The sequence below is a fragment of the Streptomyces sp. OZ13 genome (assembly GCF_052068155.1).
In the GTDB taxonomy this organism is placed as follows: Bacteria; Actinomycetota; Actinomycetes; order Streptomycetales; family Streptomycetaceae; genus Streptomyces.
On record NZ_JBQHCZ010000023.1, the window covers coordinates 74,436 to 97,439 of the forward strand.

Annotated in this window: 25 protein-coding genes; 16 read left to right on the plus strand and 9 right to left on the minus strand. The window is 70.0% G+C overall.

Features of this window, described 5'->3' with window-relative positions:
* Positions 1-200 precede the first annotated feature (200 nt).
* The 3 genes from fabG (at position 201) to ACTMTU_RS33730 (ending at position 2,243) form a co-directional block, all read left to right on the plus strand.
* Entirely contained in the window at positions 201-920 is a 720-nt protein-coding gene (fabG, locus tag ACTMTU_RS33720) for a 3-oxoacyl-[acyl-carrier-protein] reductase (protein WP_441267236.1), read from the plus strand.
* Positions 921-924: 4 nt separating this feature from the next.
* Positions 925-1,692, plus strand: a complete 768-nt coding sequence (fabI, locus tag ACTMTU_RS33725; protein WP_364597825.1) for an enoyl-ACP reductase FabI — start codon at positions 925-927, stop codon at positions 1,690-1,692.
* Between the two features lie 104 nt (positions 1,693-1,796).
* Positions 1,797-2,243 carry a hypothetical protein gene (locus ACTMTU_RS33730; RefSeq protein ID WP_441267237.1) on the plus strand — a complete coding sequence of 149 codons (447 nt, stop codon included), beginning with the start codon at positions 1,797-1,799 and terminating at the stop codon, positions 2,241-2,243.
* On the opposite strand, the gene ACTMTU_RS33735 is transcribed toward ACTMTU_RS33730, so the two are convergent.
* On the minus strand, positions 2,206-2,892 hold the full coding sequence (locus tag ACTMTU_RS33735) for a FadR/GntR family transcriptional regulator (RefSeq protein ID WP_441267238.1): 687 nt from the start codon (positions 2,890-2,892) through the stop codon (positions 2,206-2,208). The two genes, ACTMTU_RS33730 and ACTMTU_RS33735, sit on opposite strands and share 38 nt — an antisense overlap.
* 106 nt (positions 2,893-2,998) lie before the next feature.
* Here ACTMTU_RS33735 and ACTMTU_RS33740 point away from each other — a divergent pair, with 106 nt between their 5' ends.
* The 4 genes from ACTMTU_RS33740 (at position 2,999) to ACTMTU_RS33755 (ending at position 5,395) form a co-directional block, all read left to right on the plus strand.
* The gene (locus ACTMTU_RS33740) at positions 2,999-4,267 is read left to right on the plus strand and encodes a CynX/NimT family MFS transporter (protein WP_441267239.1); all 1,269 of its coding nucleotides are present in this window, start codon (positions 2,999-3,001) and stop codon (positions 4,265-4,267) included.
* 4 nt (positions 4,268-4,271) lie between these two features.
* On the plus strand, positions 4,272-4,388 hold the full coding sequence (locus ACTMTU_RS33745; protein ID WP_086025608.1) for an SGM_5486 family transporter-associated protein: 117 nt from the start codon (positions 4,272-4,274) through the stop codon (positions 4,386-4,388).
* Positions 4,389-4,560: 172 nt separating this feature from the next.
* A complete protein-coding gene (locus ACTMTU_RS33750) occupies positions 4,561-4,770 on the plus strand; it encodes a hypothetical protein (RefSeq protein ID WP_441267240.1) in 210 nt (69 codons plus the stop codon).
* A gap of 73 nt (positions 4,771-4,843) precedes the next feature.
* Positions 4,844-5,395, plus strand: a complete 552-nt coding sequence (locus tag ACTMTU_RS33755; RefSeq protein ID WP_441267241.1) for a SixA phosphatase family protein — start codon at positions 4,844-4,846, stop codon at positions 5,393-5,395.
* A gap of 90 nt (positions 5,396-5,485) precedes the next feature.
* On the opposite strand, the gene serB is transcribed toward ACTMTU_RS33755, so the two are convergent.
* Positions 5,486-6,712 (minus strand): phosphoserine phosphatase SerB, encoded by a 1,227-nt coding sequence (gene serB, locus ACTMTU_RS33760; RefSeq protein WP_441267242.1) that lies wholly within the window; start codon positions 6,710-6,712, stop codon positions 5,486-5,488.
* A 330-nt stretch (positions 6,713-7,042) separates the two neighbouring features.
* Here serB and ACTMTU_RS33765 point away from each other — a divergent pair, with 330 nt between their 5' ends.
* Positions 7,043-9,583, plus strand: coding sequence for an FHA domain-containing protein (locus ACTMTU_RS33765; RefSeq protein WP_441267243.1), 2,541 nt, complete (start codon positions 7,043-7,045; stop codon positions 9,581-9,583).
* A gap of 113 nt (positions 9,584-9,696) precedes the next feature.
* On the opposite strand, the gene ACTMTU_RS33770 is transcribed toward ACTMTU_RS33765, so the two are convergent.
* From ACTMTU_RS33770 to ACTMTU_RS33780, 3 genes are all read right to left on the minus strand, one after another.
* Positions 9,697-10,449, minus strand: coding sequence for a transglycosylase SLT domain-containing protein (locus tag ACTMTU_RS33770; RefSeq protein WP_441267244.1), 753 nt, complete (start codon positions 10,447-10,449; stop codon positions 9,697-9,699).
* A 284-nt stretch (positions 10,450-10,733) separates the two neighbouring features.
* Complete coding sequence (locus ACTMTU_RS33775; RefSeq protein ID WP_441267245.1) at positions 10,734-11,813, minus strand: S-adenosylmethionine:tRNA ribosyltransferase-isomerase; 1,080 nt, start codon at positions 11,811-11,813, stop codon at positions 10,734-10,736.
* Entirely contained in the window at positions 11,810-12,508 is a 699-nt protein-coding gene (locus ACTMTU_RS33780; RefSeq protein WP_441267246.1) for an SDR family NAD(P)-dependent oxidoreductase, read from the minus strand. The genes ACTMTU_RS33775 and ACTMTU_RS33780 overlap by 4 nt, the downstream gene beginning before the upstream one ends.
* A gap of 196 nt (positions 12,509-12,704) precedes the next feature.
* Here ACTMTU_RS33780 and ACTMTU_RS33785 point away from each other — a divergent pair, with 196 nt between their 5' ends.
* The 3 genes from ACTMTU_RS33785 to ACTMTU_RS33795 all read left to right on the plus strand — a co-directional run bounded on the left by ACTMTU_RS33785 (position 12,705) and on the right by ACTMTU_RS33795 (position 14,875).
* Positions 12,705-13,850 (plus strand): GAF domain-containing sensor histidine kinase, encoded by a 1,146-nt coding sequence (locus ACTMTU_RS33785; RefSeq protein WP_441267247.1) that lies wholly within the window; start codon positions 12,705-12,707, stop codon positions 13,848-13,850.
* Positions 13,843-14,487, plus strand: a complete 645-nt coding sequence (locus ACTMTU_RS33790) for a response regulator (protein ID WP_441267248.1) — start codon at positions 13,843-13,845, stop codon at positions 14,485-14,487. The genes ACTMTU_RS33785 and ACTMTU_RS33790 overlap by 8 nt, the downstream gene beginning before the upstream one ends.
* Before the next feature lie 139 nt (positions 14,488-14,626).
* A complete protein-coding gene (locus tag ACTMTU_RS33795) occupies positions 14,627-14,875 on the plus strand; it encodes a chaplin family protein (RefSeq protein ID WP_441267249.1) in 249 nt (82 codons plus the stop codon).
* Between the two features lie 569 nt (positions 14,876-15,444).
* Here ACTMTU_RS33795 and ACTMTU_RS33800 read toward each other — a convergent pair.
* On the minus strand, positions 15,445-16,230 hold the full coding sequence (locus ACTMTU_RS33800; RefSeq protein ID WP_441267250.1) for a hypothetical protein: 786 nt from the start codon (positions 16,228-16,230) through the stop codon (positions 15,445-15,447).
* A 146-nt stretch (positions 16,231-16,376) separates the two neighbouring features.
* Here ACTMTU_RS33800 and ACTMTU_RS33805 point away from each other — a divergent pair, with 146 nt between their 5' ends.
* The 4 genes from ACTMTU_RS33805 (at position 16,377) to ACTMTU_RS33820 (ending at position 19,727) form a co-directional block, all read left to right on the plus strand.
* Positions 16,377-17,168 carry an ABC transporter ATP-binding protein gene (locus ACTMTU_RS33805; RefSeq protein ID WP_441267251.1) on the plus strand — a complete coding sequence of 264 codons (792 nt, stop codon included), beginning with the start codon at positions 16,377-16,379 and terminating at the stop codon, positions 17,166-17,168.
* A 162-nt stretch (positions 17,169-17,330) separates the two neighbouring features.
* Positions 17,331-17,759, plus strand: a complete 429-nt coding sequence (locus ACTMTU_RS33810) for an NfeD family protein (RefSeq protein ID WP_441267252.1) — start codon at positions 17,331-17,333, stop codon at positions 17,757-17,759.
* A 157-nt stretch (positions 17,760-17,916) separates the two neighbouring features.
* Positions 17,917-18,873, plus strand: coding sequence for an SPFH domain-containing protein (locus ACTMTU_RS33815; RefSeq protein WP_100106479.1), 957 nt, complete (start codon positions 17,917-17,919; stop codon positions 18,871-18,873).
* 80 nt (positions 18,874-18,953) lie between these two features.
* On the plus strand, positions 18,954-19,727 hold the full coding sequence (locus tag ACTMTU_RS33820) for a sulfite exporter TauE/SafE family protein (RefSeq protein WP_441267253.1): 774 nt from the start codon (positions 18,954-18,956) through the stop codon (positions 19,725-19,727).
* Between the two features lie 55 nt (positions 19,728-19,782).
* Here ACTMTU_RS33820 and ACTMTU_RS33825 read toward each other — a convergent pair whose 3' ends face one another.
* The 3 genes from ACTMTU_RS33825 to ACTMTU_RS33835 all read right to left on the minus strand — a co-directional run bounded on the left by ACTMTU_RS33825 (position 19,783) and on the right by ACTMTU_RS33835 (position 21,883).
* Positions 19,783-20,292, minus strand: coding sequence for an HNH endonuclease (locus tag ACTMTU_RS33825; RefSeq protein WP_159693308.1), 510 nt, complete (start codon positions 20,290-20,292; stop codon positions 19,783-19,785).
* Between the two features lie 215 nt (positions 20,293-20,507).
* Positions 20,508-21,044 carry a YbhB/YbcL family Raf kinase inhibitor-like protein gene (locus ACTMTU_RS33830; RefSeq protein ID WP_441267254.1) on the minus strand — a complete coding sequence of 179 codons (537 nt, stop codon included), beginning with the start codon at positions 21,042-21,044 and terminating at the stop codon, positions 20,508-20,510.
* Between the two features lie 56 nt (positions 21,045-21,100).
* Entirely contained in the window at positions 21,101-21,883 is a 783-nt protein-coding gene (locus ACTMTU_RS33835) for a sporulation protein (protein WP_441267255.1), read from the minus strand.
* 94 nt (positions 21,884-21,977) lie between these two features.
* On the opposite strand from ACTMTU_RS33835, the gene ACTMTU_RS33840 reads away from it, so the two are divergent.
* The gene (locus ACTMTU_RS33840) at positions 21,978-22,649 is read left to right on the plus strand and encodes a DNA-3-methyladenine glycosylase (RefSeq protein WP_441267256.1); all 672 of its coding nucleotides are present in this window, start codon (positions 21,978-21,980) and stop codon (positions 22,647-22,649) included.
* Positions 22,650-23,004: the final 355 nt, after the last annotated feature.

Below are 23,004 nucleotides of genomic sequence, written 5' to 3' on the forward strand. Positions count from 1 at the left end.
CCCGATCATGTCGCGACGGGGTGCCTGTTGCCCAGCGGGTTGTGAAGGATGCCGTGCCGTCCTCTTCTGTAGGGACCCGACAGTGACTGATCTGCGGCGCTGTCAGGGACCGATTCCCCGTACGACGGACCGGACCGATAGGTTTTCGGGTAGTCGCCTGGCTGCCAGGTGCTCCAGACCACTGACGAAAGGGTGATCCGTTGAGCCGCTCGGTTCTCGTCACCGGAGGAAACCGGGGCATCGGCCTCGCCATCGCCCGCGCTTTCGCCGAGAACGGCGACAAGGTCGCCATCACCTACCGGTCGGGCGAGCCGCCCGCCGAGCTCGTCGAGGCGGGCTGCCTGCCCGTCCGCTGCGACATCACGGACGCCGAGCAGGTGGAGCAGGCCTACAAGGAGATCGAGGAGAAGCACGGCAATGTGGAGGTGCTGGTCGCCAACGCCGGCATCACCAAGGACCAGCTTCTGATGCGGATGTCGGAGGACGACTTCACCTCCGTCCTCGACACCAACCTCACCGGCACCTTCCGGGTCGTCAAGCGCGCCAACCGCAGCATGCTGCGCGCCAAGAAGGGCCGTGTCGTACTGATCTCCTCCGTCGTCGGGCTGCTGGGCTCGGCGGGGCAGGCCAACTACGCCGCCTCGAAGGCCGGCCTGGTGGGCTTCGCCCGCTCCCTGGCCCGTGAGCTCGGCTCGCGGAACATCACCTTCAACGTCGTCGCACCCGGCTTTGTCGACACCGACATGACGCAGGTGCTCACCGACGAGCAGCGCGCGGGCATCGTCTCGCAGGTGCCGCTCGGCCGTTACGCGAAGCCGGAGGAGATCGCTGCCGCCGTGCGCTTCCTGGCCTCCGACGACGCCTCGTACATCACTGGAGCCGTCATCCCCGTTGACGGCGGATTGGGCATGGGTCACTGATCACATGAGCGGAATTCTCGAGGGCAAGCGCGTCCTGATCACCGGTGTGCTGATGGAGTCCTCCATCGCCTTCCACACCGCCAAGGTGGCCCAGGAGCAGGGCGCGGAGATCATCCTCACCGCCTTCCCGCGGCCCACCCTGACCGAGCGCATCGCCAAGAAGCTCCCCAGGCCCGCGAAGGTCATCGAGCTCGACGTCACCAACGACGAGCACCTGGCCCGCGTCGAGGGCATCGTGCGGGAGGAGCTCGGCGGTCTGGACGGTGTCGTCCACTCGATCGGCTTCGCCCCGCAGGACGCCCTCGGCGGCAACTTCCTCAACACGCCCTTCGAGTCGGTGTCGACCGCGATGCACGTCTCCGCGTTCTCGCTGAAGTCCCTGACGATGGCCTGCCTGCCGCTGATGCAGAACGGCGGCTCGGTCGTCGGTCTGACCTTCGACGCGCAGTTCGCCTGGCCGCAGTACGACTGGATGGGCCCGGCGAAGGCCGCCCTCGAGGCCACCAGCCGCTACCTCGCCCGGGACCTGGGCAAGCAGAACGTGCGCTGCAACCTGATCTCGGCCGGTCCGCTCGGCTCGATGGCCGCCAAGTCCATCCCCGGCTTCTCCGACCTCGCGAAGGTGTGGGACGAGCGTTCCCCGCTCGAGTGGGACATGGCCGACCCGGAGCCGGCCGGCCGCGGTGTCGTCGCGCTGCTCTCCGACTTCTTCCCGAAGACCACCGGCGAGATCGTCCACGTCGACGGCGGCGTGCACATCATGGGTGCCTGACCTGCACATACGTACACAAGGGACGCCCCGTCCACCGCCCGGCGCGGTGGGCGGGGCGTCCCTCGTTCGGCCCAGCGGCGCGGCGGGGGGTGCCGAGGGCGGCGATGCTGGAGGAGCACATCTTCCTTGTGGTGCTGTTGCGGCGCGTGCGCCGCAGCCCGGCCGAGGAGGTCCTGCTCGTGCGTACGACATGGCGCAAAGCCTCCGCCCTGGCCGCCGCGACGGTCCTGGTGCTGGGGATCACCTGCACCGCCCTTCACTTCCGTCAGGAGACGCAGGACCCCCGCCCGGCGCAGCCGCCGTCCTACGAGGCACGGTGCAGCACCGTGGTGGAAGGCTCCCGGGTCACCGCCTACTGCCACAACCCGTATCCCGCCGCCGACCGGGTGCGGCTGCACGTCGAGTGCGACCGCTGGTGGGACGTCGACGCGGACACCGCCCCGGTACTGCTCCGCCCGGCCGAGTACGGGGAACTGACCGGGCGGTGCTGGAAGGAGATCCGCTCGGTGTGGATCAGCCACCAGCCGCAGCGGGCCGACGCAGGCACATGAACGGATAGCCGGCCGCCTCCGCGGCAGCCGCGTCGCCGTCGCCCGCGCGGATCGCCTCGACCATCCGCGCGTGGTCCATGTGGTGCTCGGGACGCAGGTCCTGGCCGATGTCCTCGCGCAGCCAGTCGCGCAGCACATCCCCGAGGTCGGCGTAGAGCCCGGTCAGCACCTCGTTGTGCGAGGCGGCCACGACGGCCAGGTGGAACGTCGCGTCGGCGGCCACGAACGCCTCCGCGACACCGGACGCCCATGCCTCCTCGCGCCTCGCCAGGAGGGCGTCCAGCTGCCTGAGGTCGCGTTCGGTTCGCCGCTCGGCGGCCAGCCGTGCCGCGGAGGACTCCATGGTGGAGCGCAGTTCCGCGATGTGCCGGGGGTCGGCGTCGGCGAACCGCCGGTGCATGACGCCCGCGAGCTCGCTGGTGGCCAGGACGTACGTCCCCGAGCCCTGCCGGATGTCGAGCAGCCCGTTGTGGGCCAGTGCCCGCACCGCCTCACGAACGGTGTTGCGGGCGACGCCGAGCTGTTCGACGAGTTCCGGTTCGGTCGGGATCCGAGAACCCACCGGCCACTCGCCCGAGGTGATCTGGTTCCGCAACTGGGCGATCACCTGGTCGGACAGCGCGGAACGCCGGGGAGAGGACAGCGCCATGGTGCTCCTTGTCGTGAAGGGCGTCCGACCGGCGCCTGGGGCGGCCGGTGGCCGAGTGTCGTCCAGGATTGGACAACCAATCATCCCATGATTCTATGATGGCCCAATGCCTGACGAGACCCGCACACTGAGCCCCGCCGCGACGGCCCCTGCTCCCCAGGATTCTGCCGCTCGTACGGGCCCGGTGTGGATCACCCGGCTCGTCCTCGTCGGCATCGTCCTCGCCGCGCTCAACCTGCGCCCCGCCATCACCAGCCTCGGAGCCCTGCTCGAAGAGGCCAGGACCGGGCTGCACATGAGCGGCAGTGTCGCCGGGATGCTCACGTCCGTCCCGCCGCTCTGCTTCGCCCTCTTCGGCACCGCGGCACCCCGCCTCGCCCGCCGCTTCGGACCCGGCGCCGTCCTCTGCGCCGGCATGGCGGCCATCGCGACGGGGCTCGTCGTGCGGCCCTTCGCCGGCGGCACGGCCGGGTTCCTCGCCGCCAGCGCGCTCGCCCTGATGGGCATCGCCGTCAGCAACGTGCTGATGCCGGTGATCGTCAAGCGCTACTTCCCCGGCCGGGTCGGCTCCATGACCGGCCTCTACTCGATGGCGCTGGCGCTCGGCACATCCGTGGCCGCGGCCGCGACCGTGCCCATCACGAGCGCGCTGGGCGGCAGTTGGCGGGTCGGTCTCGCCGTGTGGGCGCTGCTGGCCGCCGTCGCCGTACTGCCCTGGCTCGGGCTGGTGCGCGACCGCGACCGCGCGGACGGCGAGGCGCGACCCGCGCAGTCCGCCCCGGCTCCGCGGATCACCCGCAGCCCGACCGCCTGGGCGCTGGCCTGCTTCTTCGGGCTCCAGGCGACCGGCGCGTACATCACCATGGGCTGGATGCCGCAGATCTTCCGTGACGCGGGTGTCTCCGCGCAGACCGCAGGCGTCCTGCTCGCCGTCACCATGGTCATGGGTGTGCCGCTGGCCTTCGTCATCCCGCGACTGGCGACCCGGCTGAACCAGCAGGGACCGATCGCGATCGGTCTCGGCCTGTGCGGTCTGACCGGCTACCTGGGGCTCCTGCTGGCACCGGCGGCGGGCGCGTGGGCGTGGGCGCTGCTGCTGGGCATCTCGAACTGCTCGTTCCCGCTGGCACTCACCATGATCGGCATGCGGTCCAGGACCGGTGCGGGCGTCGTGCGGCTCTCCGCGTTCGTCCAGTCGACCGGCTACCTGATCTCCATCCCCGGGCCCCTCCTGGTCGGCGTGCTCTATCAGCACAGCGGCGGCTGGGGCCTGCCCATCGGCCTGATGGCCGCCCTTCTCGTGCCCCAGATCGCCATGGGCGTCCTCGCGGGCAGGGACCGGACGATCGAGGACGAGACCGGGGTGCGAGACTGAGACCATGCCAGTGCTCGACCCGAACCCCCAGAACGGCCAGAAGAAGCTCCTCGGGATCTTCGGCCTGATCCTGCTCATCGGCGTGGTCATCTCGATCATCGCCACGATCGCCGCTCCCTGACCCGGCCGGGCACAGGCCCCGTCCCTCCCTCGACGAGGAGGGACGGTGGTGCTGGCCCCACCGTCCCCTAGGGGGCCAGGCTCAGGGTGAAGTGGGTGGGCCACCGGATGGGCCCCGCCGTTCATGATCCGTACGTTTGAGGGACTCGACCTCTAGACGTACGGAGGCGGCCATGCCGGCCCACACGCACCCCCGGTCCCTCACCCGGTCCCCGGGCGCCGCCGGGGGCGAGCTGCCCTGGTGGGCGCTGGCACTCCCGGTGATCGCCTTCAGCGCGCTGCTCCTGCTGATCGCCGGTCCGGGGCAGGCACACGCCGCGGCGGGCGACGAGCAGGGGGTCGGCGAGTTCCTCCGGCTCGTGCACCGGATGCTGGCCCGTTGACGGGGTCACTCTTCACGGCGGAGCACGTCAACACCCTGCGCCCGCTGGCTCATTTCATGCGAAGCTGGGTGACATGAGCGCCGCTGTGTCTTCCGGTGGGACACCCCCCGGACCTCCCGAATCCCGCAGGATCGTCCTCCTCCGGCACGCGAAGGCCGACTGGCCCCAGGTGTCCGACCATGAGCGCCCGCTCGCCGAGCGAGGCCGGAAGGACGCCCCGGTCGCGGGCCGCCGGCTCGCGGAGACCGGCATCGACTTCGACCTGGCCCTGTGCTCGACAGCGGTCAGGACCCGCGAGACATGGAAGCTCGCGGTGCACGAGCTGCCGCACCGCCCGAAGACGGTCTACGAGGACCGGCTCTACGAAGCCTCCCTCGGCGATCTGCTCGCTCTGCTGACCGAGACCCCCGACGAGGTGAACGACCTGCTCGTCATCGGTCACAACCCCGGTATGCACGCTCTGGCGGACGCCCTCGCGGGCAGCACGGAGGGTGACGCACTGGGCCGGATGACCCGCGACGGCTTCCCGACCTCGGCGTTCGCCGTCCTGTCCATCAGCGGACCGTGGAAGTCCGTGGAGCACGGCGTGGGCAAGCTGCTCGACTACTGGACCCCGCACGAGTGATCGACCGGCACGAAGAACGGCAGGGCCCCGGCACACCGAGTGTGCCGGGGCCCTGCCGTTCCTGTCTCGCGCGTTCCGGTCTCGCGGACGTCAGTGCTCGCCGGTGCCGTCGTCGGCCGCCTCGACCTCTTCGCGGGTGATGCCCAGCAGATAGAGCACCGTGTCGAGGAAGGGCACGTTGACCGCGGTGTGCGCGGCCTTGCGCACGACGGGCTTGGCGTTGAACGCGACGCCGAGACCCGCGGCGTTCAGCATGTCGAGGTCGTTGGCGCCGTCGCCGATCGCTACCGTCTGGGCGAGCGGGACCCCGGCCTCCGCCGCGAAGCGGCGAAGCAGCCGGGCCTTGCCGGCCCGGTCCACGATCTCGCCGACGACCCGGCCGGTGAGCTTCCCGTCCTTGATCTCCAGCGTGTTCGCCGACGCGAAATCGAGCCCGAGGCGCTCCTTGAGGTCGTCGGTGACCTGCGTGAAGCCGCCGGACACGACGCCCACTTGGTAGCCGAGCCGCTTCAGCGTCCGGATCAGGGTCCGGGCACCGGGGGTGAGCCGCACCTCCGTACGCACCTTGTCCACCACGGAGGCGTCGAGGCCCTCCAGCAGCGCCACCCGCGCGTGCAGCGACTGCTCGAAGTCCAGCTCCCCGCGCATCGCCGCGGCGGTCACCTCCGCGACCTGGTCCTCGCAGCCTGCGTGGGCCGCGAAGAGCTCGATGACCTCGTCCTGGATGAGCGTGGAGTCCACGTCCATGACGACCAGCCGCTGCGCGCGCCTGTGCAGTCCGGCGGAGACGACGGCCACGTCGACGCCGATCTCGGCGGCCTCCATCGCCAGCGCCGTCCGCAGCGGCGCGGTCTCGACGCCGGAGACCGCGAACTCCACTGCGGTCACCGGATACTTCGCGAGCCGGAAGATGCGGTCGATGTTGCCGCCGGTGCCGGCGATGGTGGCCGCTATGGCCGCGGTCGACTCCGCCGTGAGCGGGTGGCCGAGCACGGTGACGTGCGAACGCCCGCTGCCGCGCGGCCGGTTGTCGCCCGTACCGGAGATGATCTCGGCCTGCAGTTTCAGGGAGTCGGCCCAGCTGTGCACGGTGGCCCGCAGGTCGCCCTCGGTGGCCCCGCCGGCCGTCGGTGCCGTGACGAGCGCGCACAGCACGAGGCGGCCACGGGAGACGACCTGCTCGATGTCGACGACGTCGACGGCGTACGCGGCGAGGGTGTCGAAGAGACCGGCGGTGATCCCTGGGCGGTCCTTCCCGAAGATCTTCACGAGAAGGGTGGGGACATCGGAGTCGGGAGGGGGCTGAGATGCGCTCATGGTGTTACCACCGTATCGGGCGACGGCCGGGAGAAGAGGTTCTGTCCCGCCTGACGGACACCTGAGCGGCCGGCGCACGCCCGTGCGGCCGGGAGCGGCGCATCCGACCGGGATGGCGTGGATTATTCGGTTCGCGCATGATCCGTCACCACTCGTGGGTGATCGCCGCCGCCGCCCCGGTCCCGCCGCGTCGGTGAACGTCCCAACTCGGTACCGAACGAGGTCTTCACGCGGCCCGGCTTTCGGATACGGGACCGGGCCTGAAATAGTTCCCCACGATGTTCGCCTTCCCTAGACTCCCGGCGACGGGGGAAGCTCGGGGGACAACTAGTGGGGCATGGAGTGCCGGAACTCGTACTGGAATTGAACGGAAACACCTGGACGCTCGATCCGTCCAGGTCGTACACCCTGGGCCGTGATCCCCAGGGTGATGTGGTGATCGACGACGCCCGGGTCTCGTGGCGGCACGCCACGATCAGCTGGGGCGGGCGCAGTTGGGTCATCGAGGACCACGGCAGCACCAACGGCACGTATGTGCAGGGCCAGCGGATCCACCAGATGGAGATCGGCCCCGGCACAGCGGTGCACCTCGGCAACGCCACCGACGGTCCGCGTCTCGGCCTGAGCGGCGTCGGCGCGGTGGCGGGCGCGGGCGCCTACGCCCAGGGGGCACCGCAGCAGGCCGCACAGGCGCCGGTGCAGCAGCCGCAGCAGGGCTGGCCGCAGCCGCAGCCGCCGCAGCAGCCCGCGCAGCAGGGCTGGCAGCAGCAGCCTCCGCAGGCGCAGCAGCCGCAGGTCCCGCACCAGCAGGGGGTGCACAGCGCCCAGGGCGGCCCGCCGGTCCACGGCGACCGCAGCCCGACGACGTTCCACCAGCTCTCCCTCGGCCGCGTCATGCGCATCGGCCGTGCGCTCGAGAACGAGCTGGTCGTCTCCGACCTGCAGGTCTCGCGCCACCACGCCGAGTTCACCGCGCACCCCGACGGCCGCTTCGAGATCCGTGACCTCGGCTCCCACAACGGCACCTACGTCAACGGTCAGCCGATCGCCAAGTCCGGCACGGTCCTCATCGGCCCGAACGACATCGTCGGCGTCGGCCACTCCACCTTCCGTATCGTCGGCGGTCAGCTCGAGGAGTTCGTCGACACCGGCGAGGTCTCCTTCTCGGCACGCCACCTCACGGTCACCGTGGACGGCGGCAAGCAGATCCTGCGTGACGTCTCCTTCGGCGTCCCGGAGAAGTCGCTCATCGGTGTCATCGGCCCGTCCGGCTCCGGAAAGTCCACCCTGCTCAAGGCGCTCACCGGCTACCGGCCCGCCAACCAGGGCGACGTCCTCTACGACAACCGCAGCCTCTACAAGCAGTTCGCGGAGCTGCGCCAGCGCATCGGGCTGGTTCCGCAGGACGACATCCTGCACAAGGAACTCACCGTCCGTAAGGCGCTGAAGTACGCGGCCAAGCTCCGCTTCCCCGGCGACACCGCCGAGGCCGAGCGCGAGGCCCGTATCGACGAGGTGCTGCGCGAGCTCAAGCTCGACATCCACAAGGACAAGAAGGTCACCTCGCTCTCCGGCGGCCAGCGCAAGCGCGTGTCGGTCGCCCTCGAGCTGCTGACCAAGCCGTCGCTGATCTTCCTGGACGAGCCGACCTCCGGCCTCGACCCGGGCATGGACCGTGACGTCATGCAGCTGCTGCGCGGCCTGGCGGACGACGGCCGTACGGTCCTCGTCGTCACGCACTCCGTGGCCGAGCTGGGGCTGTGCGACAAGCTCCTGGTGATGGCGCCCGGCGGTTCGGTGGCCTACTTCGGTCCGCCGGAGGAGGCGCTCAACTTCTTCGGCTACAGCACCTGGGCCGACGTGTTCTCCGCGTTCGAGAACTACCGCGACTACGACTGGGCGGGCCGCTGGCGCGGTTCTCAGCACTACCAGATGTACGCGGCGGACATCGACGCCGTCGCCGCCCAGTCCGTGAACATGCCGCCGGCGCAGCAGATGCGTCCGCCGAAGCCGCAGAGCTGGGGATCCCAGCTGTTCACCCTGATCCGCCGCTATGTGTCGGTGATCGTGTCCGACAAGGGCTTCATGGCCCTCATGCTGATCCTTCCGGCGGTGCTGGGCGCGGTGAGCCTGCTCATCGACCCGGACAAGGGTCTGCTGGTGAACCAGAACGCGCAGACCGGCCGGATCATCCCGAACGGCACGGCCACCACGGTGCTGCTGATCCTCGCGGTCGGCGCCTGCTTCGCCGGCGCGGCGAACTCCGTCCGTGAGCTGATCAAGGAGCGGGTGATCTACGAGCGGGAGCGCGCGACCGGTCTGTCTCGCTCCGCGTACCTGATGTCCAAGGTCGTCGTCCTGGGCATGATCACCGTGATCCAGGGCGGTCTGGTCGGAGCCATCGGCTTCGCCACCCGTGAGCTCCCGGAAGAGGGTCTGGTCCTCGGCGGGGCGGTCATGCTGGAGCTGTCGCTGCCGATCATGGCTCTCGGCTTCACGTCGATGATGTTCGGCCTGATCATCTCCGCGCTGGTGAAGACCGCCGAGAAGACCATGCCGCTGCTGGTGATGTTCGCGATCATCCAGGTCGTGTTCACCGGCTGCCTGTTCATCCTGCACGGCACCGTCGGCGTCAACGAGTTCTCGTACCTCATGCCGTCGCGCTGGGCGGTCGCGGCCGCCGGTGCCACGCTGGACTTCAACAAGATCAACCCGAACACGGACGACCCGACCAGCACCGACCCCCTGTGGGACCACGAGGCTGCCGCCTGGGGCATGGACATGGCCGCACTGATCGCTCTCGGCGCCCTGTGCGGTGTGCTCGTCGCCCGCTTCCTGCGCCGCCACGAGCCCGAGGTCATGCGCAAGTAACGCACGTCACGCGGTGACAGCACGACGCCGAAGGGCGCACCCTGCGCGGGGTGCGCCCTTCAGCGTCTGTTGATGTCCGCCGGTTTGTGCTGCCGGCTCAGCGCAGCAGTGCCTCAGTAGGCGCTGTTGACGTTGTCCATCGAGCCGTAACGGTCGGCCGCGTAGTTGCAGGCGGCGACGATGTTGGCGACCGGGTCGTACTGGTCCCACGAGGTGCCGGGGACGTGGTAGGCGTCGAAGGTCGGCTTGATGACCTGGAGCAGACCCTTCGAGGGGACACCGTTGATGGCGTTGATGTCCCAGTTGTTGATGGCCCGGGGGTTACCGGAGGACTCCCGCATGATGTTGCGGTGGATGCCCTCGTAGCTGCCGGGGATGTCGTGCTTCTTCATGATCGCCATGGCCTCGCGGATCCACCCGTCCAGGTTGTTCGGGTAGGTCACCTTCGCCGGGCGGGCGGCGGAGCGGCTGGCGGCCTGCTCCTTGGCGCGCTTCTCGGCGGCGGCCTTGGCGGCTGCCTTCTTCTCGGCGGCGGCCTTCTCGGCGGCGGCCTTCTCGGCGGCGGCCTTCTCGGCCTTCGCCTTCGCCTCGGCCTTGGCCTTGGCCTGGGTGGCCTCGAGCTGGGCCTCGAAGGCCGACTTCTGGCTGGTGATGCTCTCGTGGACGGCCGAGATCTGCTTGGCGTCGGCCTTCCACGCGACGGGCGCCGCCGCGGCTGCTGCTTCGGTCCTCACGCCGGCCTCTGCCTCGCCCGACGGGGCGAGCGAGAGCGCGACGGTCGTGGCGGCGACGGCGGCGATGCCGGCCACGGCGGTCTTACGGCTCTTGATTCGGCGGCGGATCTCAGGGGTGATGAACGCGGACATACAGACGTACCTCTTCGAATAGCGGAAAGTCGCTCCAGGCCGGTCGGCTCTGCGCTGTTCGGTAGCGACGTCGGCAATTCTTAGCTGGCGCAAAATCGCGTGGCAAAGGTGTGACGTACGATCCGCGGTAGTGGATCACATGTTCCCAATGTCCGGATTCGCCTGTGCTGTCCGCGCTCAGATGCCCCTTTTGTATCAACTAAAGAGTCTCGTAAGTGATCTGGGCCCTATGCGCGGGCTCACACCGCCCACGCTCCGCTCTCACTGCCTGTTGCGGCAGCAATTCACCGGGTGAGGGCCTCCGCGGGGAGTACGAGATGGACGTCGCCGAACTCGTGCCAGAGGTACCGCTGCCTCAGCGCCTCGTCGTACGCGCAGGTCAGAGCGTCCCGGCCGGCGATGGCCGCCAGCATCAGCAGATGCGACGCCTCCGGCTCGTGCAGCCCGGTCAGCAGACCGTCCACCGCCCGCACACCGCGTCGCGGCGTCACGACCAGGTCCGTCCAGCCGGAGACGGGACGCACCACTCCCTCGCCGTCCGCCGCCGACTCAATGGCCCGCACGGCCGTCGTGCCGACCGCCACGATCCGGCCCCCGGCCGCTCGTGCCGCGTTCACCAGCCACGCCGTGGTCGCCGGAACCTCGAAGCGCTCCGGGTACGGCGGCTCGTGCGCCTCCGCCGACGCCACACCCGTATGGAGCACCAGTGGCGCGAACTGCACCCCCCGGCTCACCAGGGCCGCCACCGCACCGGGCGTGAAGGGACGGGCGGCGCTCGGCATCTCCGCGGACCCCGAGCCGTCCGGGGAGGGCAGCGCGAAGACCGTCTGATACGCGGACAGGGGCTGGTCCCGCTCCGTGTAGCGGTAGCGGATCGGCCTGCCGTACCGCCCAAGCAGCGTCGGCACGTCCACGGAAGCCCTTGCCCACCACAGGCGCTCGCCGCCCGGCACGAGCGGCGCCTCGAGCACCAGCTCGCCGCCGCCCGGTACCCGTACGCCGGCCCCCGCCGGCCCCCCGGCACGCGGCAGGGTGCTGCCCGCGCCGTCGGGCCCGCGCAGCTCCACCGCCCAGCGCCCGAGGTCCCCGCGGGTCGAGAAGTGCACCACGACCGCCTCGCCGCCGAGCCGGCCGTCCACGGCGGCCGCCAGCGTGGCCGACGTGTTGACGACCAGCACGTCACCGGCCCGCAACTGGCCCGGCAGGTCGCGGAAACGGTGGTGGGACACCTCCGTACCCCGCGAGACCAGCAGCCGTACGTCGTCCCTGCCCGACCCGCGCTCCTCCGCCGGTACCCGGGCGGACAGCTCCTCCGGCACCCGTAGGGTCTCCAGGACCGTCCCCGCGCGCCGCCCCGCCCTCATCGGGTCTCCAGCAGCGAGGTGGCCTCGTACCGGCCGCTGGCGGGCCGCTCCTCGAGCAGCCGCAGGAAAGCGGGGGCCACGGACCCGGGCGAGGGGCGGGGGTCGTCGTCGTCCGGCACCGCGGCCGCGTACAGGTCCGTCTGCATGTCGCCCGGATCGACGCTCCACACCCGCAGACCCGGCTCCTCCACGGCCAGCACGGCCGCGAGCTGGTCGAGCGCCGCCTTCGAGGCGCCGTAGCCGCCCCAGGTCTCGTACGCCGTGGTCGCTGCGTCCGAGCTGACCGCGACGACGGTGCCGCCCGTCCGCGACGCCCGCAGCAGCGGCAGCGCCTCCCGCACCAGGCCCAGCGGAGCGACCACGTTGGTCTCCAGCGCCGCCCGCAGCCCCTCCGTGGACAGCGCCTCCAGCCGCACCAGCGGCTCGGCGCCCAGCGCGCTCGCGTTGTTCACCAGCAGATCGAGACCGCCGAGCCGCGCGGCCGCCGCCACCAGCTCGCCGCGGTGCCCGGCGTCCGTGACATCGCCCGGCACCGCCACGACCCGGGTGCCGTACCGCGCCGCGTGCTCCGCGCTCTCCTTCAGTACGTCCGCGGTCCTGGCACCCAGGACCAGGTCCCAGCCCTGCCGCGCGAGAGCCGCCGCCAGTGCCCGTCCCAGGCCCTTCGACGCTCCGGTGATCACTGCTACCGCCATGGTGCCCATCCCCTTGCCGCGTGCTGTCCGCTGTCGCTGTCCGTATGGATGGACACAACGTAGGAACGCGGCCGGTGCCGCCGCCTCGTGCCCGAGGACCCACTCCACAAGGCACTTCGACCTACGTCCGTGGCCTTAAGCGGATGTGGTCCCCGGACCGATACGGACCGTCACAGCCCGCCGGTACGGTTGATCCATGAGTCACCGACCCGGCTCCGGCCTCGCGGCCGTGAGCACCGCGCTCCTCGCCATGAGCAGGCGCCTCGAGGTGCGCGACGTGCTGAAGACGATCGTGGCCTCGGCGCGCGAACTGCTCGACGCCGAGTACGCGGCGCTGGGCGTGCCCGACGACCACGGAGGCTTCGCCCAGTTCGTCGTCGACGGTGTCAGCGACGCCCAGTGGAAGGCGATAGGACCGCTGCCCCGGCAGCACGGCATCCTCGCCTCGATGCTCCGCGACGCGAAGCCCGAGCGGCTCGGGGACGTCCGCAAGGACCCGCGCTTCGAGGGCTGGCCGTCGGCCCACCCCGACATGTCGGACTTCCTCGGCCTGCCGATCAAGGACGGCGACGAGACCATGGGCGCCCTGTTCCTGGCCAACAAGAGGTGCCCCAAGCCGCAGGGCGGCTGCGGTTTCACGGAGGAGGACGAGGAGCTGCTGGGCATCCTCGCCCAGCACGCCGCGATCGCCCTCACCAACGCCCGCCTCTATGAGCGCAGCCGCGAGCTCACCATCGCGGAGGAGCGCTCCCGCCTCGCACACGAGTTGCACGACGCCGTGAGCCAGAAGCTGTTCTCCCTGCGGCTGACCGCTCAGGCCGCCGCCGCGCTCGTGGACCGCGACCCGGCCCGCGCCAAGGATGAGCTCCAGCAGGTGGCGGCCCTCGCCGCGGAGGCCGCAGACGAGCTGCGGGCCGCCGTCGTGGAGCTGCGCCCCGCCGCCCTTGACGAGGACGGCCTCGTCAACACCCTCCGCACCCAGATACAGGTCCTCGACCGCGCCCACAGCGCGCGCGTCACCTTCGACACCTGCGGGATCAGGGCGCTGCCCGCCGCCCAGGAGGAGGCGCTGCTGAGGGTCGCCCAGGAGGCCCTGCACAACGCGCTGCGCCATTCCGGCGCGGCTCAGGTGGACGTGGCGCTGATCCGCCGGGGCCAGGGCGCCGTCCTCTCCGTCACGGACGACGGCAAGGGCTTCGAGCCCCGGGCGGTCCGCCGGGCCGGTCGCCACCTCGGACTCGTCTCCATGCGGGACAGGGCGAGCGGCGTCGGGGGCAGGCTCAAGGTCGAATCGGCGCCCGGCAGGGGCACCACGGTCGAGATGGAGGTCCCCGGTGGCTGACAAGAGGATCCGCGTGCTGCTGGTCGACGACCATCAGGTGGTGCGGCGCGGCCTGCGCACCTTCCTGGAGGTCCAGGACGACATAGAGGTCGTCGGCGAGGCCGGTGACGGCGCGGAGGGCGTCGCCCTCACCGAGGAGCTCAAGCCGGACGTCGTCCTCATGGACGTCAAGATGCCCGGCATGGACGGCATCGACGCCCTGCGGAAGCTGAAGGAACTGGCCAATCCGGCCAAGGTCCTCGTCGTGACCAGCTTCACCGAGCAGCGCACGGTGGTTCCCGCCCTGCGTGCGGGCGCTTCGGGCTACGTGTACAAGGACGTGGACCCGGACGCGCTGGCCGGTGCCATACGTTCCGTGCACGCGGGTCATGTGCTGCTCCAGCAGGAGATCGCGGGGGCGCTGCTCTCCGACGGCGATCCGGGCAACGGTACGGGCCGCGGGAGCAGCCTCACCGAGCGGGAGCGCGAGGTACTGGGCCTCATCGCGGACGGACGTTCGAACCGGGAGATCGCGCGGGCGCTGGTCCTCTCGGAGAAGACCGTCAAGACGCATGTCTCGAACATCCTGATGAAGCTGGACGTGGCGGACCGTACGCAGGCGGCGCTGTGGGCGGTGCGGCACGGGATGACGGACTGAGCGGAGCGTCATACTCCGATCCGAGATTCATACTGTCGGGTGTATGTCACCCACACGGCGCATCCTGATCCACTCGCGAGCGTTCTTCATGGCGTGCTGCGGCGGCCGGCCGCAGCGAGTGCTCAGGAGGAATGACGAAGTGAAGAACCTGAAGAAGGCCGCAGCCCTCACGATGATCGCCGGCAGCCTCGTCGCCGCGGGCGCGGGCGTCGCGTCGGCCACGACCGGCGGCTCGCACGCCTACGGTGAGGCTGCGCACTCCCCGGGCGTCCTCTCGGGCAACCTGGTCCAGGTGCCGGTGCACGTCCCGGTGAACGTGGTGGGCAACACTGTGAACGTGATCGGCCTGCTGAACCCGGCGTTCGGCAACGTCGGCATCAACGGCTGACGCCTCCGAGCTCGACCGCACGGCCCCAGGGCGCAGCCCCTGGGGCCGTGCGGCGTTCCGGCCGCGCCGGAACGGCCGCGGGCCTGTTCCCCTCCCCGCCCCTGCCCGCTGTACCGATGTGCGGCTCCACCGCGTGGGGGCTCCGCCCGGACCCTGTGCCGCCCCTGCGGGCGGCGTACCGCGCTTCGCGCGGTGCCATCGAACTCCTCCCACACGGCCTGGCGGCCGTGGGAGGTGCCCACAGGCGGGCCGACATGCCGCTGCGGGGCATCCAGCCACGCCGCCGACGGAGGCACTCCGGCCTTGCCGGGCAACGTCAGCCTCGCCGGCGTTCGAGGTGCGGTGGTCCGGTGGGGGTCCCCCCACGCCGCCAGGCGTAGGGGGAGGAGCCCCCGAACACCGCGCGGAGCGCGGTGGCGGGTCCGGGCGGAGCCCCGTTTCGGGAAGTGGAGCCCCCACGGCCGCAAAGGCCGTAGGGGGAGATTGAGGGCGCCGCCCGCAGGGCGGTACGGGGCGCGGGGCATGCCCCGGTTCGGGAAGGGGCGGGGAGGGGAACATACAGCGGAGCTTCAGCTCCGCTCCCGTTCCTCCACGTACGCGTTGTACGCCGCCACCTGCGCCCTCCGTGCCACCCGTTCCACCGGCCGCAGCGCCTCGCCCCGCGCCGCCATCTCCGACGCGCTCACCGCGCCGCCGTGCCCGTTCTCGTACGCCACGGAGATCAGCAGGCCGATCCGCTGCGCGAGCTCCAGCACCCGCACCGCGCGCGGCGGATAGCCGGGGGCCAGTGTCTCGGCAGCGCCGCGCCGCGCCCGTGCCCGGTACGCGTCGAGTGCCGCCTCCGCCATCGGCCCCGACGCCGCCACGTCGAGCCGTGTCAGTGTCTCCGTCGCGTCCCGCAGTGCTTCCGCGAGTTCACGCTCCGCCTCGCCGAGCGACGGCACGTCCGCCGGGGGTGCGTCCCGTACCGGCAGGCAGTGCCAGACGACCTCCACGTGGGCGTCACCGGCCGGACCCGCTTCGTGGACCTCGGGCACCAGCCCGTACGCGGCCCCCGTCGCGACGACCGCTTCCTCCGCCTCGAGCGCCCGTGCGTTGAACGCCGGCGGACCGCTGAGCCCCAGAGGGTGTCCGGGGGCGGGAAGTGCGACCCGGAAGCCGGTCACACCGAGCCCCCGCAGGCGCCCCAGCGCCAGAGTGAGTCCGACCGGCGCCGTCTCCCCGGGCAGGCCCTCGACGCGGTGCACCGCGTCGTCGCCGACGATCGCGTGCACGGCGTCGTCCGGTGACACAAGTCCGGCAAGAAGGGCATTTCCCCATGCCGCCAACCGTCCTGAACGTGGTTCCGAAAGCATGTCACCAGCCTAGGGACCGGGCCGGGCGACCGGAGCACTCACCCGGTGGCGTAGGTTTTCCCTGGGTGGTGTGCCCACAGGTGCACAAAAGCACCCGAATCACACCCGAACACCTCAAGACGACTGCATGGGGAGACTACGCGCTCATGAGCGATGTACTGGAGCTGGTGGACGTATCCGTGGTCCGCGACGGACGCGCTCTGGTGGACGACGTCTCCTGGTCGGTCAAGGAAGGCGAGCGCTGGGTGATTCTCGGCCCCAACGGCGCCGGCAAGACCACCCTCCTCAACCTCGCCTCCAGCTATCTCTTCCCGACCAACGGCAAGGTGCAGATCCTCGGCGACCGCCTCGGCGCCGTCGACGTCTTCGAACTGCGGCCCCGCATCGGCATGGCAGGCATCGCCATGGCGGACAAGCTGCCCAAGCGCCAGACCGTCCTTCAGACGGTGCTGACCGCCGCCTACGGCATGACCGCGACCTGGCACGAGGACTACGACGAGGTCGACGAGCAGCGTGCCCGCGCGTTCCTCGACCGCCTCGGCATGACCGAGTACCTGGACCGCAAGTTCGGCACGCTCTCCGAGGGCGAGCGCAAGCGCACCCTGATCGCCCGCGCCATGATGACCGACCCCGAGCTGCTGCTCCTCGACGAGCCCGCCGCCGGGCTCGACCTCGGCGGCCGCGAGGACCTGGTCCGCCGCCTCGGCCGGCTCGCCCGTGACCCGTACGCCCCCTCCATGATCATGGTCACCCACCATGTCGAGGAGATCGCGCCCGGATTCACGCACGTCCTGATGATCCGCCAGGGCAAGGTACTCGCCGCGGGCCCGATGGAGACCGAGCTGACCTCCCGTAACCTCTCGCTCTGCTTCGGCCTGCCGCTCGTCGTCGAGCGCAACGGCGAGCGCTGGTCCGCCCAGGGACTCCCGCTCGGCTGAACTCCCGTCGGCGCAGCCGCCTCAAGGACGACCCCCACAGGCGCGATTCCTTCACAGGCGACTCCTCCGCGGGCAACTCCCTTACGGACGACTGCTTTACGGGAAAGGTGACACGACCTCGCCCCCTGTCCCGAGCGTGCCCGGCGGACCTACCATGCCCATGTGGACATCGACGCATGGGTGTGGTGGCTGATCGGCGCGGTCGGACTGGGCATTCCGCTCGTGCTGACCGCCATGCCGGAATTCGGAATGTTCTCCGCGGGCGCGGTGGCAGCGGCCGTCGTGGCGGCGGTCGGCGGCGGCACGGTCGCCCAGGTGCTCGTGTTCGCGGCGGTGTCGGTGGCGCTCATCGCCGTCGTACGCCCGATCGCCATGCGGCACAGATCGCAGAGTCCCGGCTTCGCCAGCGGTGTGGACGCCCTGAAGGGCCGTCAGGCCATTGTGCTGGAACGGGTCGACGGCAACGGCGGCCGGATCAAGCTGGCCGGCGAGGTCTGGTCCGCCCGCGCCTTCGACACGACCATGGCCTACGAAGAAGGCCAGCAGGTCGACGTCATAGAGATCGACGGGGCGACCGCCGTCGTCATGTGACGCACGCTCCACCCGCCCGGCGCCCCGTTCCGCACGGATTGAGCGTGGAACGGCCTGAAGCCACCGGGCAGAACGGGCCGAACGCCACACAGAGCAGCCCGTGTTCTGGGAAACTGATCATCGGACTCATCCGGCAGCGAAGGGCACAGGGAACGCGATGCAACCGATCATCATCGTCCTGATCATTCTGGTGGTGCTGGTCTTCATCGCCCTGATCAAGACGATCCAGGTCATCCCGCAGGCCAGCGCCGCCATCGTCGAGCGCTTCGGACGCTACACCCGCACCCTCAACGCGGGCCTGAACATCGTCGTCCCGTTCATCGACTCCATCCGCAACCGCATCGACCTGCGCGAGCAGGTCGTCCCCTTCCCGCCCCAGCCGGTGATCACCCAGGACAACCTGGTCGTCAACATCGACACCGTCATCTACTACCAGGTGACCGACGCCCGCGCCGCGACCTACGAGGTCGCCAGCTACATCCAGGCCATCGAGCAGCTCACCGTCACCACCCTGCGCAACATCATCGGCGGCATGGACCTCGAGCGGACCCTGACCTCCCGCGAGGAGATCAACGCGGCCCTGCGCGGCGTCCTCGACGAGGCGACCGGCAAGTGGGGCATCCGCGTCAACCGCGTCGAGCTCAAGGCCATCGAGCCGCCCACCTCCATCCAGGACTCGATGGAGAAGCAGATGCGCGCCGACCGTGACAAGCGCGCCGCGATCCTCACCGCCGAAGGCATCCGGCAGTCGCAGATCCTGACCGCCGAAGGTGAGAAGCAGTCGGCGATCCTGCGCGCAGAAGGTGAGGCCAAGGCAGCCGCGCTCCGGGCAGAAGGCGAGGCCCAGGCCATCCGTACCGTCTTCGAGTCCATCCACGCCGGAGACGCCGACCAGAAGCTGCTCGCCTACCAGTACCTGCAGATGCTCCCGAAGATCGCGGAGGGCGACGCCAACAAGCTCTGGATCGTCCCCAGCGAGATCGGCGACGCCCTCAAGGGCCTCAGCGGCGCCATGGGCAACTTCAACCCCATGGCCGGCATGGGCGGCGGCTCCGTGCCCAAGCAGACCGGCGGCAACGGCACCGAACGCCGCGAGCAGCCCCCCATCGACTGATGCCCACGCTCCTTCATGCATGATCGGTGAGGCCCCTCGACCTTGGAGGCGGGGAGGCGACTCACGGACCATGTAAGGAGATGGCGTTGTCCATCTGGGAAGCACTGGCGGTATTCGCGGCCGGCGTGGGAGCCGGCACCATCAACACCATCGTCGGCTCCGGCACCCTGATCACCTTCCCGGTGCTGCTCGCCACCGGGCTGCCACCGATCACGGCGAACGTCTCCAACGCCCTGGGACTCGTCCCCGGCTCCATCAGCGGCGCCATCGGCTACCGCGCCGAGCTGCGCGGACAGACCGGCCGGGTCCTTCGCCTCGGAGTCACGGCGCTCCTCGGCGGGCTGGCCGGCGCGATCCTGCTTCTCGCCCTGCCCTCCGACGCGTTCGACACGATCGTCCCCGTACTGATCGCGCTCGCCCTGATCCTCATCATCGTCCAGCCGCGCCTGACCAAGGCCGTGCAGCGGCGGCACGCGGCACGCGGCACCGAGCCGCGCCCGAACGGCGGCCCCGCCCTGCACACCGGCCTGCTCCTCGCCAGCGCGTACGGCGGCTACTTCGGCGCTGCCCAGGGGATCCTCTACCTCTCCCTCATGGGCCTGCTCCTCGACGACAGCCTTCAGCGGATGAACGCCGTGAAGAACGTCCTCGGCGCCGTGGTCAACGGAGTCGCCGCCGTCTTCTTCCTCTTCGTCGCCGAGTTCGACTGGACCGCCGTCCTGCTGATCGCCGTCGGATCGGCCATCGGCGGACAACTCGGCGCCGGCATCGGCCGCAAGCTCAAGCCGGCCGTGCTGCGCGGCGTCATCGTCGTCGTCGGCACTGTCGCCATCGTGCAGCTCCTGCTTCGCTGAGACGACGAAGACCCGCCCCCTGTCCAGGGGAGCGGGTCTCGTCTCGTCGTCACTCCTACGCGGCAGGCTGCGCCGCCAGCCAGTCAGGCAGCGCCGCACGCTCGCCCGACCGCAGCCCCAACAGCATCGCGTCCGCCGGCGACGGCACGAACGGCTCGTGCAGCAGCGGCATCCCCGCCTGCTCCGGCGTGCGGTCCGCCTTGCGGTGGTTGTCCTCGGCGCAGGACGCCACCGTGTTCAGCCAGCTGTCCGCGCCACCGTGCGATTTCGGCACCACGTGGTCCACCGTCGTGGCACGCCGCCCGCAGTACGCGCACCGGTGCTGGTCCCTCACCAGCACACCCCGCCTCGACCACGGCGCCTGTCTTCGGAACGGCACCCGTACGTATCTGCAGAGCCTGATCACCCGGGGCACCGGAAGATCCACCGCTGCCGCACGCACCCGGAGCGCCGGGTGGGACTGCTCGACCACGGCCTTGTCCTGAAGAACCAGCACGACCGCGCGGTTGAGCGTCACCGTCGACAACGGCTCGAAGCTCGCATTGAGCACCAGTGTGTCCCGCATCCTGCCCACCTCCGTTCGCCGGCCCGGCCCCCGTCGGCGGGCATCAGCCTGGATCAACTCTGGCCGGGCGCGCCGAGATGGACAACGCAATATCTGTGCCTTGCCGGGGGAGGACACTTGAACCCCTGGCAACAAAACTGCCCTGCCCTGATCTCTCCAAGACCAGGGCAGGGCAAACTCCGGACGAACTCTCGGCCGACCTCCCGGCCGAAATGTCAGCCCTCCGCGGGGGCTTCGTACTCGCCGATCAGCTGGGCACGCGCGATCGTGTGGAAGCGCAGGTTGAAGCCGACGACCGCGGGAGAGGCGTCGGAGTCCGGTCCGAGCTTCTCGGTGTCCACCGCGTACACGGTGAAGACGTACCGGTGCCTCTCGCCCGCCGGCGGAGCGGCCCCGCCGAAGTCCTTCGTCCCGTAGTCGTTACGGGCATGGACCACGCCGTCGGGCAGCCCCTCGAACTTCCCGCCGCCCGCACCCGCCGGCAGCTCCGTCACCGACGCCGGGATGTCGATGAGCACCCAGTGCCAGAAACCACTGCCGGTCGGCGCGTCCGGGTCGAAGCACGTCACCGCGAAGCTCTTGGTCTCCGCGGGGAAGCCCTCCCAGCGCAGATGCGGCGAGCTGTTGCCCGCCGCCTGGACCTGGGAGTCCTTCAGCACCGACCCCGGCTCGATGTCGTCGCTCATCACCGTGAACGACGGCACCGCCGGATGAAAGTCGTGGGGAAGCGGAGCCCTCTTGAGCTCGGTCACGTCAAACCCTCCGAATCGGCCGTTCTGCGTCTCGCGCACTGCCTCTCGTTCCGAGACTAGAGCCAGTTGCGACGGCCGCCGACATCCGCCAGCCACTGGTTGAGGTAGGCCGCCCAGTCGGTCGACCGGAAGTCCTCGTGGTCCACCTTGAAAGCCTTGTACGAGTCGCTGCTCTCACTGAAGAGGCCCGGCTTCTTGTCCATCTCCAAGATGACGTCCATCTCGCGGTCGTCGGCGACGAACGTCAGCTCGACCTGGTTCAGCCCGCGGTACTGCTGCGGCGGGAGGAACTCGATCTCCTGGTAGAACGGCAGCCGCTGACGCGTCCCGCGGATGTGACCGCGCTCCATGTCGGCGCTCTTGAAGCGGAAACCGAGCTGGACGAAGGCGTCGAGGATCGCCTGCTGAGCCGGCAGCGGGTGCACATGGATCGGGTCGAGGTCGCCCGAGTCCACGGCGCGCGCGATCTCCAGCTCCGTCGTCACACCGATGTCCATCCCGCGCAGGTGCTGTCCCTCGATGGTGGTGATCGGGGTCTCCCACGGGATCTCCAGGCCGAAGGGGACCACGTGCACCGCTCCGGCCTTCACCTCGAAGGCACCGCCGAGCCGCTGCTTGGTGAACTCGATGTCCTGCTTGACCTCCTGGTCACCGCCCTCGACCTCGACGCGGGCCCGCAGACCGACGGACAGCCCCTCGATCTGCTGATCCACCGAGCCGCCCTGGATACGAACCTCGCCCTGGACGACACCGCCGGGGACGACGTTCGCCTCGGTCAGCTCCGTCTCCACGGAGGCACCGCCGGCACCCATGCTCGCAAGCAGCTTCTTGAAGCCCATGTCCACTCCTTCTCGGTCCTGACCCCTACATACGCCCGATGACCGTAGTCGGTTCCCCCCGGCATCGAGCGGATCCCCGGTACGCTCGATCGCGATGATCGAGAGCTCCGACCGTACGCCGCTGCCCCGGGACTACTTCGACCGCCCGGTGCTGGAGGTCGCACCCGACCTTCTCGGCTGCACACTGACCCGCCTGACCGACGACGGCCCCATCGAGCTGCGCATCACGGAGGTGGAGGCGTACGCGGGAGAGGCCGACCCCGGCTCGCACGCCTTCCGCGGCCGAACCGCACGCAACGAGGTGATGTTCGGCCCGCCGGGGCACGCGTACGTCTACTTCACCTACGGAATGTGGCACTGCCTCAATGTGGTGTGCGGCCCGGAGGGCCGGGCGAGCGGAGTCCTGCTCCGCGCCGGCGAGGTGACAGTGGGCGCCGACCTGGCGCGCAAACGACGACTCTCGGCCCGCCATGACAAGGAACTGGCCAAAGGCCCCGCCCGGCTGGCCACCGCGCTCGATGTGGACCGCAGTCTCAACGGAGCCGACTTCTGCCTCGGCCCGGACGCGCCCCTCTCTCTTCTCCCGGGACGCCGGCCGACGCCCGACCAGGTCAGGAACGGCCCGCGTACAGGGGTGGGCGGCGAAGGCGCATTCCATCCATGGCGCTACTGGATAGACAGCGACCCGACGGTCAGTCCCTACCGGGCCCACGTGCCGCGCCGCAGGCCCTCGGCGCAACTTGACTCGGATGCCGGGGACGCCTAATGTAGCCCGAGCCGCTTGAGACGGAGCACTGCTGTTCAGCAGATCCGGAGCGGCCATCCACTACTTACGACAAACCCAAAAGGGTGCGGTTTCGGCATGCCGGAATTCAAACCCGGACTCGATTATGAGTCGCCTGGGAAATCCGCTAAAGTAGTGGACACGCCGGAGGGCCGAAAGGCCGGAAAGCACACCGAGGAAATCGGATCGGAAAGATCTGATAGAGTCGGAAACGCAAGACCGAAGGGAAGCGCCCGGAGGAAAGCCCGAAAGGGTGAGTACAAAGGAAGCGTCCGTTCCTTGAGAACTCAACAGTGTGCCAAAAATCAACGCCAGATATGTTGATACCCCGTCCATC

Excerpts from the sequence above, each read along its gene's own strand:
- ACTMTU_RS33780 (WP_441267246.1), bottom strand. The coding sequence starts at position 12,508 with ATGGCGGTAGCAGTGATCACCGGAGCGTCGAAGGGCCTGGGACGGGCA.
- serB (WP_441267242.1), bottom strand. The coding sequence starts at position 6,712 with ATGAGCGCATCTCAGCCCCCTCCCGACTCCGATGTCCCCACCCTTCTC.
- ACTMTU_RS33770 (WP_441267244.1), bottom strand. The coding sequence starts at position 10,449 with ATGTCCGCGTTCATCACCCCTGAGATCCGCCGCCGAATCAAGAGCCGT.
- ACTMTU_RS33745 (WP_086025608.1), top strand. The coding sequence starts at position 4,272 with ATGCCAGTGCTCGACCCGAACCCCCAGAACGGCCAGAAGAAGCTCCTC.
- ACTMTU_RS33755 (WP_441267241.1), top strand. The coding sequence starts at position 4,844 with ATGAGCGCCGCTGTGTCTTCCGGTGGGACACCCCCCGGACCTCCCGAA.
- fabI (WP_364597825.1), top strand. The coding sequence starts at position 925 with ATGAGCGGAATTCTCGAGGGCAAGCGCGTCCTGATCACCGGTGTGCTG.
- ACTMTU_RS33730 (WP_441267237.1), top strand. The coding sequence starts at position 1,797 with ATGCTGGAGGAGCACATCTTCCTTGTGGTGCTGTTGCGGCGCGTGCGC.
- ACTMTU_RS33800 (WP_441267250.1), bottom strand. The coding sequence starts at position 16,230 with ATGCTTTCGGAACCACGTTCAGGACGGTTGGCGGCATGGGGAAATGCC.
- ACTMTU_RS33835 (WP_441267255.1), bottom strand. The coding sequence starts at position 21,883 with ATGGGCTTCAAGAAGCTGCTTGCGAGCATGGGTGCCGGCGGTGCCTCC.
- ACTMTU_RS33750 (WP_441267240.1), top strand. The coding sequence starts at position 4,561 with ATGCCGGCCCACACGCACCCCCGGTCCCTCACCCGGTCCCCGGGCGCC.
- ACTMTU_RS33785 (WP_441267247.1), top strand. The coding sequence starts at position 12,705 with ATGAGTCACCGACCCGGCTCCGGCCTCGCGGCCGTGAGCACCGCGCTC.
- ACTMTU_RS33840 (WP_441267256.1), top strand. The coding sequence starts at position 21,978 with ATGATCGAGAGCTCCGACCGTACGCCGCTGCCCCGGGACTACTTCGAC.
- ACTMTU_RS33820 (WP_441267253.1), top strand. The coding sequence starts at position 18,954 with ATGGCGTTGTCCATCTGGGAAGCACTGGCGGTATTCGCGGCCGGCGTG.
- ACTMTU_RS33815 (WP_100106479.1), top strand. The coding sequence starts at position 17,917 with ATGCAACCGATCATCATCGTCCTGATCATTCTGGTGGTGCTGGTCTTC.
- ACTMTU_RS33805 (WP_441267251.1), top strand. The coding sequence starts at position 16,377 with ATGAGCGATGTACTGGAGCTGGTGGACGTATCCGTGGTCCGCGACGGA.
- ACTMTU_RS33740 (WP_441267239.1), top strand. The coding sequence starts at position 2,999 with ATGCCTGACGAGACCCGCACACTGAGCCCCGCCGCGACGGCCCCTGCT.
- ACTMTU_RS33735 (WP_441267238.1), bottom strand. The coding sequence starts at position 2,892 with ATGGCGCTGTCCTCTCCCCGGCGTTCCGCGCTGTCCGACCAGGTGATC.
- ACTMTU_RS33775 (WP_441267245.1), bottom strand. The coding sequence starts at position 11,813 with ATGAGGGCGGGGCGGCGCGCGGGGACGGTCCTGGAGACCCTACGGGTG.
- ACTMTU_RS33825 (WP_159693308.1), bottom strand. The coding sequence starts at position 20,292 with ATGCGGGACACACTGGTGCTCAATGCGAGCTTCGAGCCGTTGTCGACG.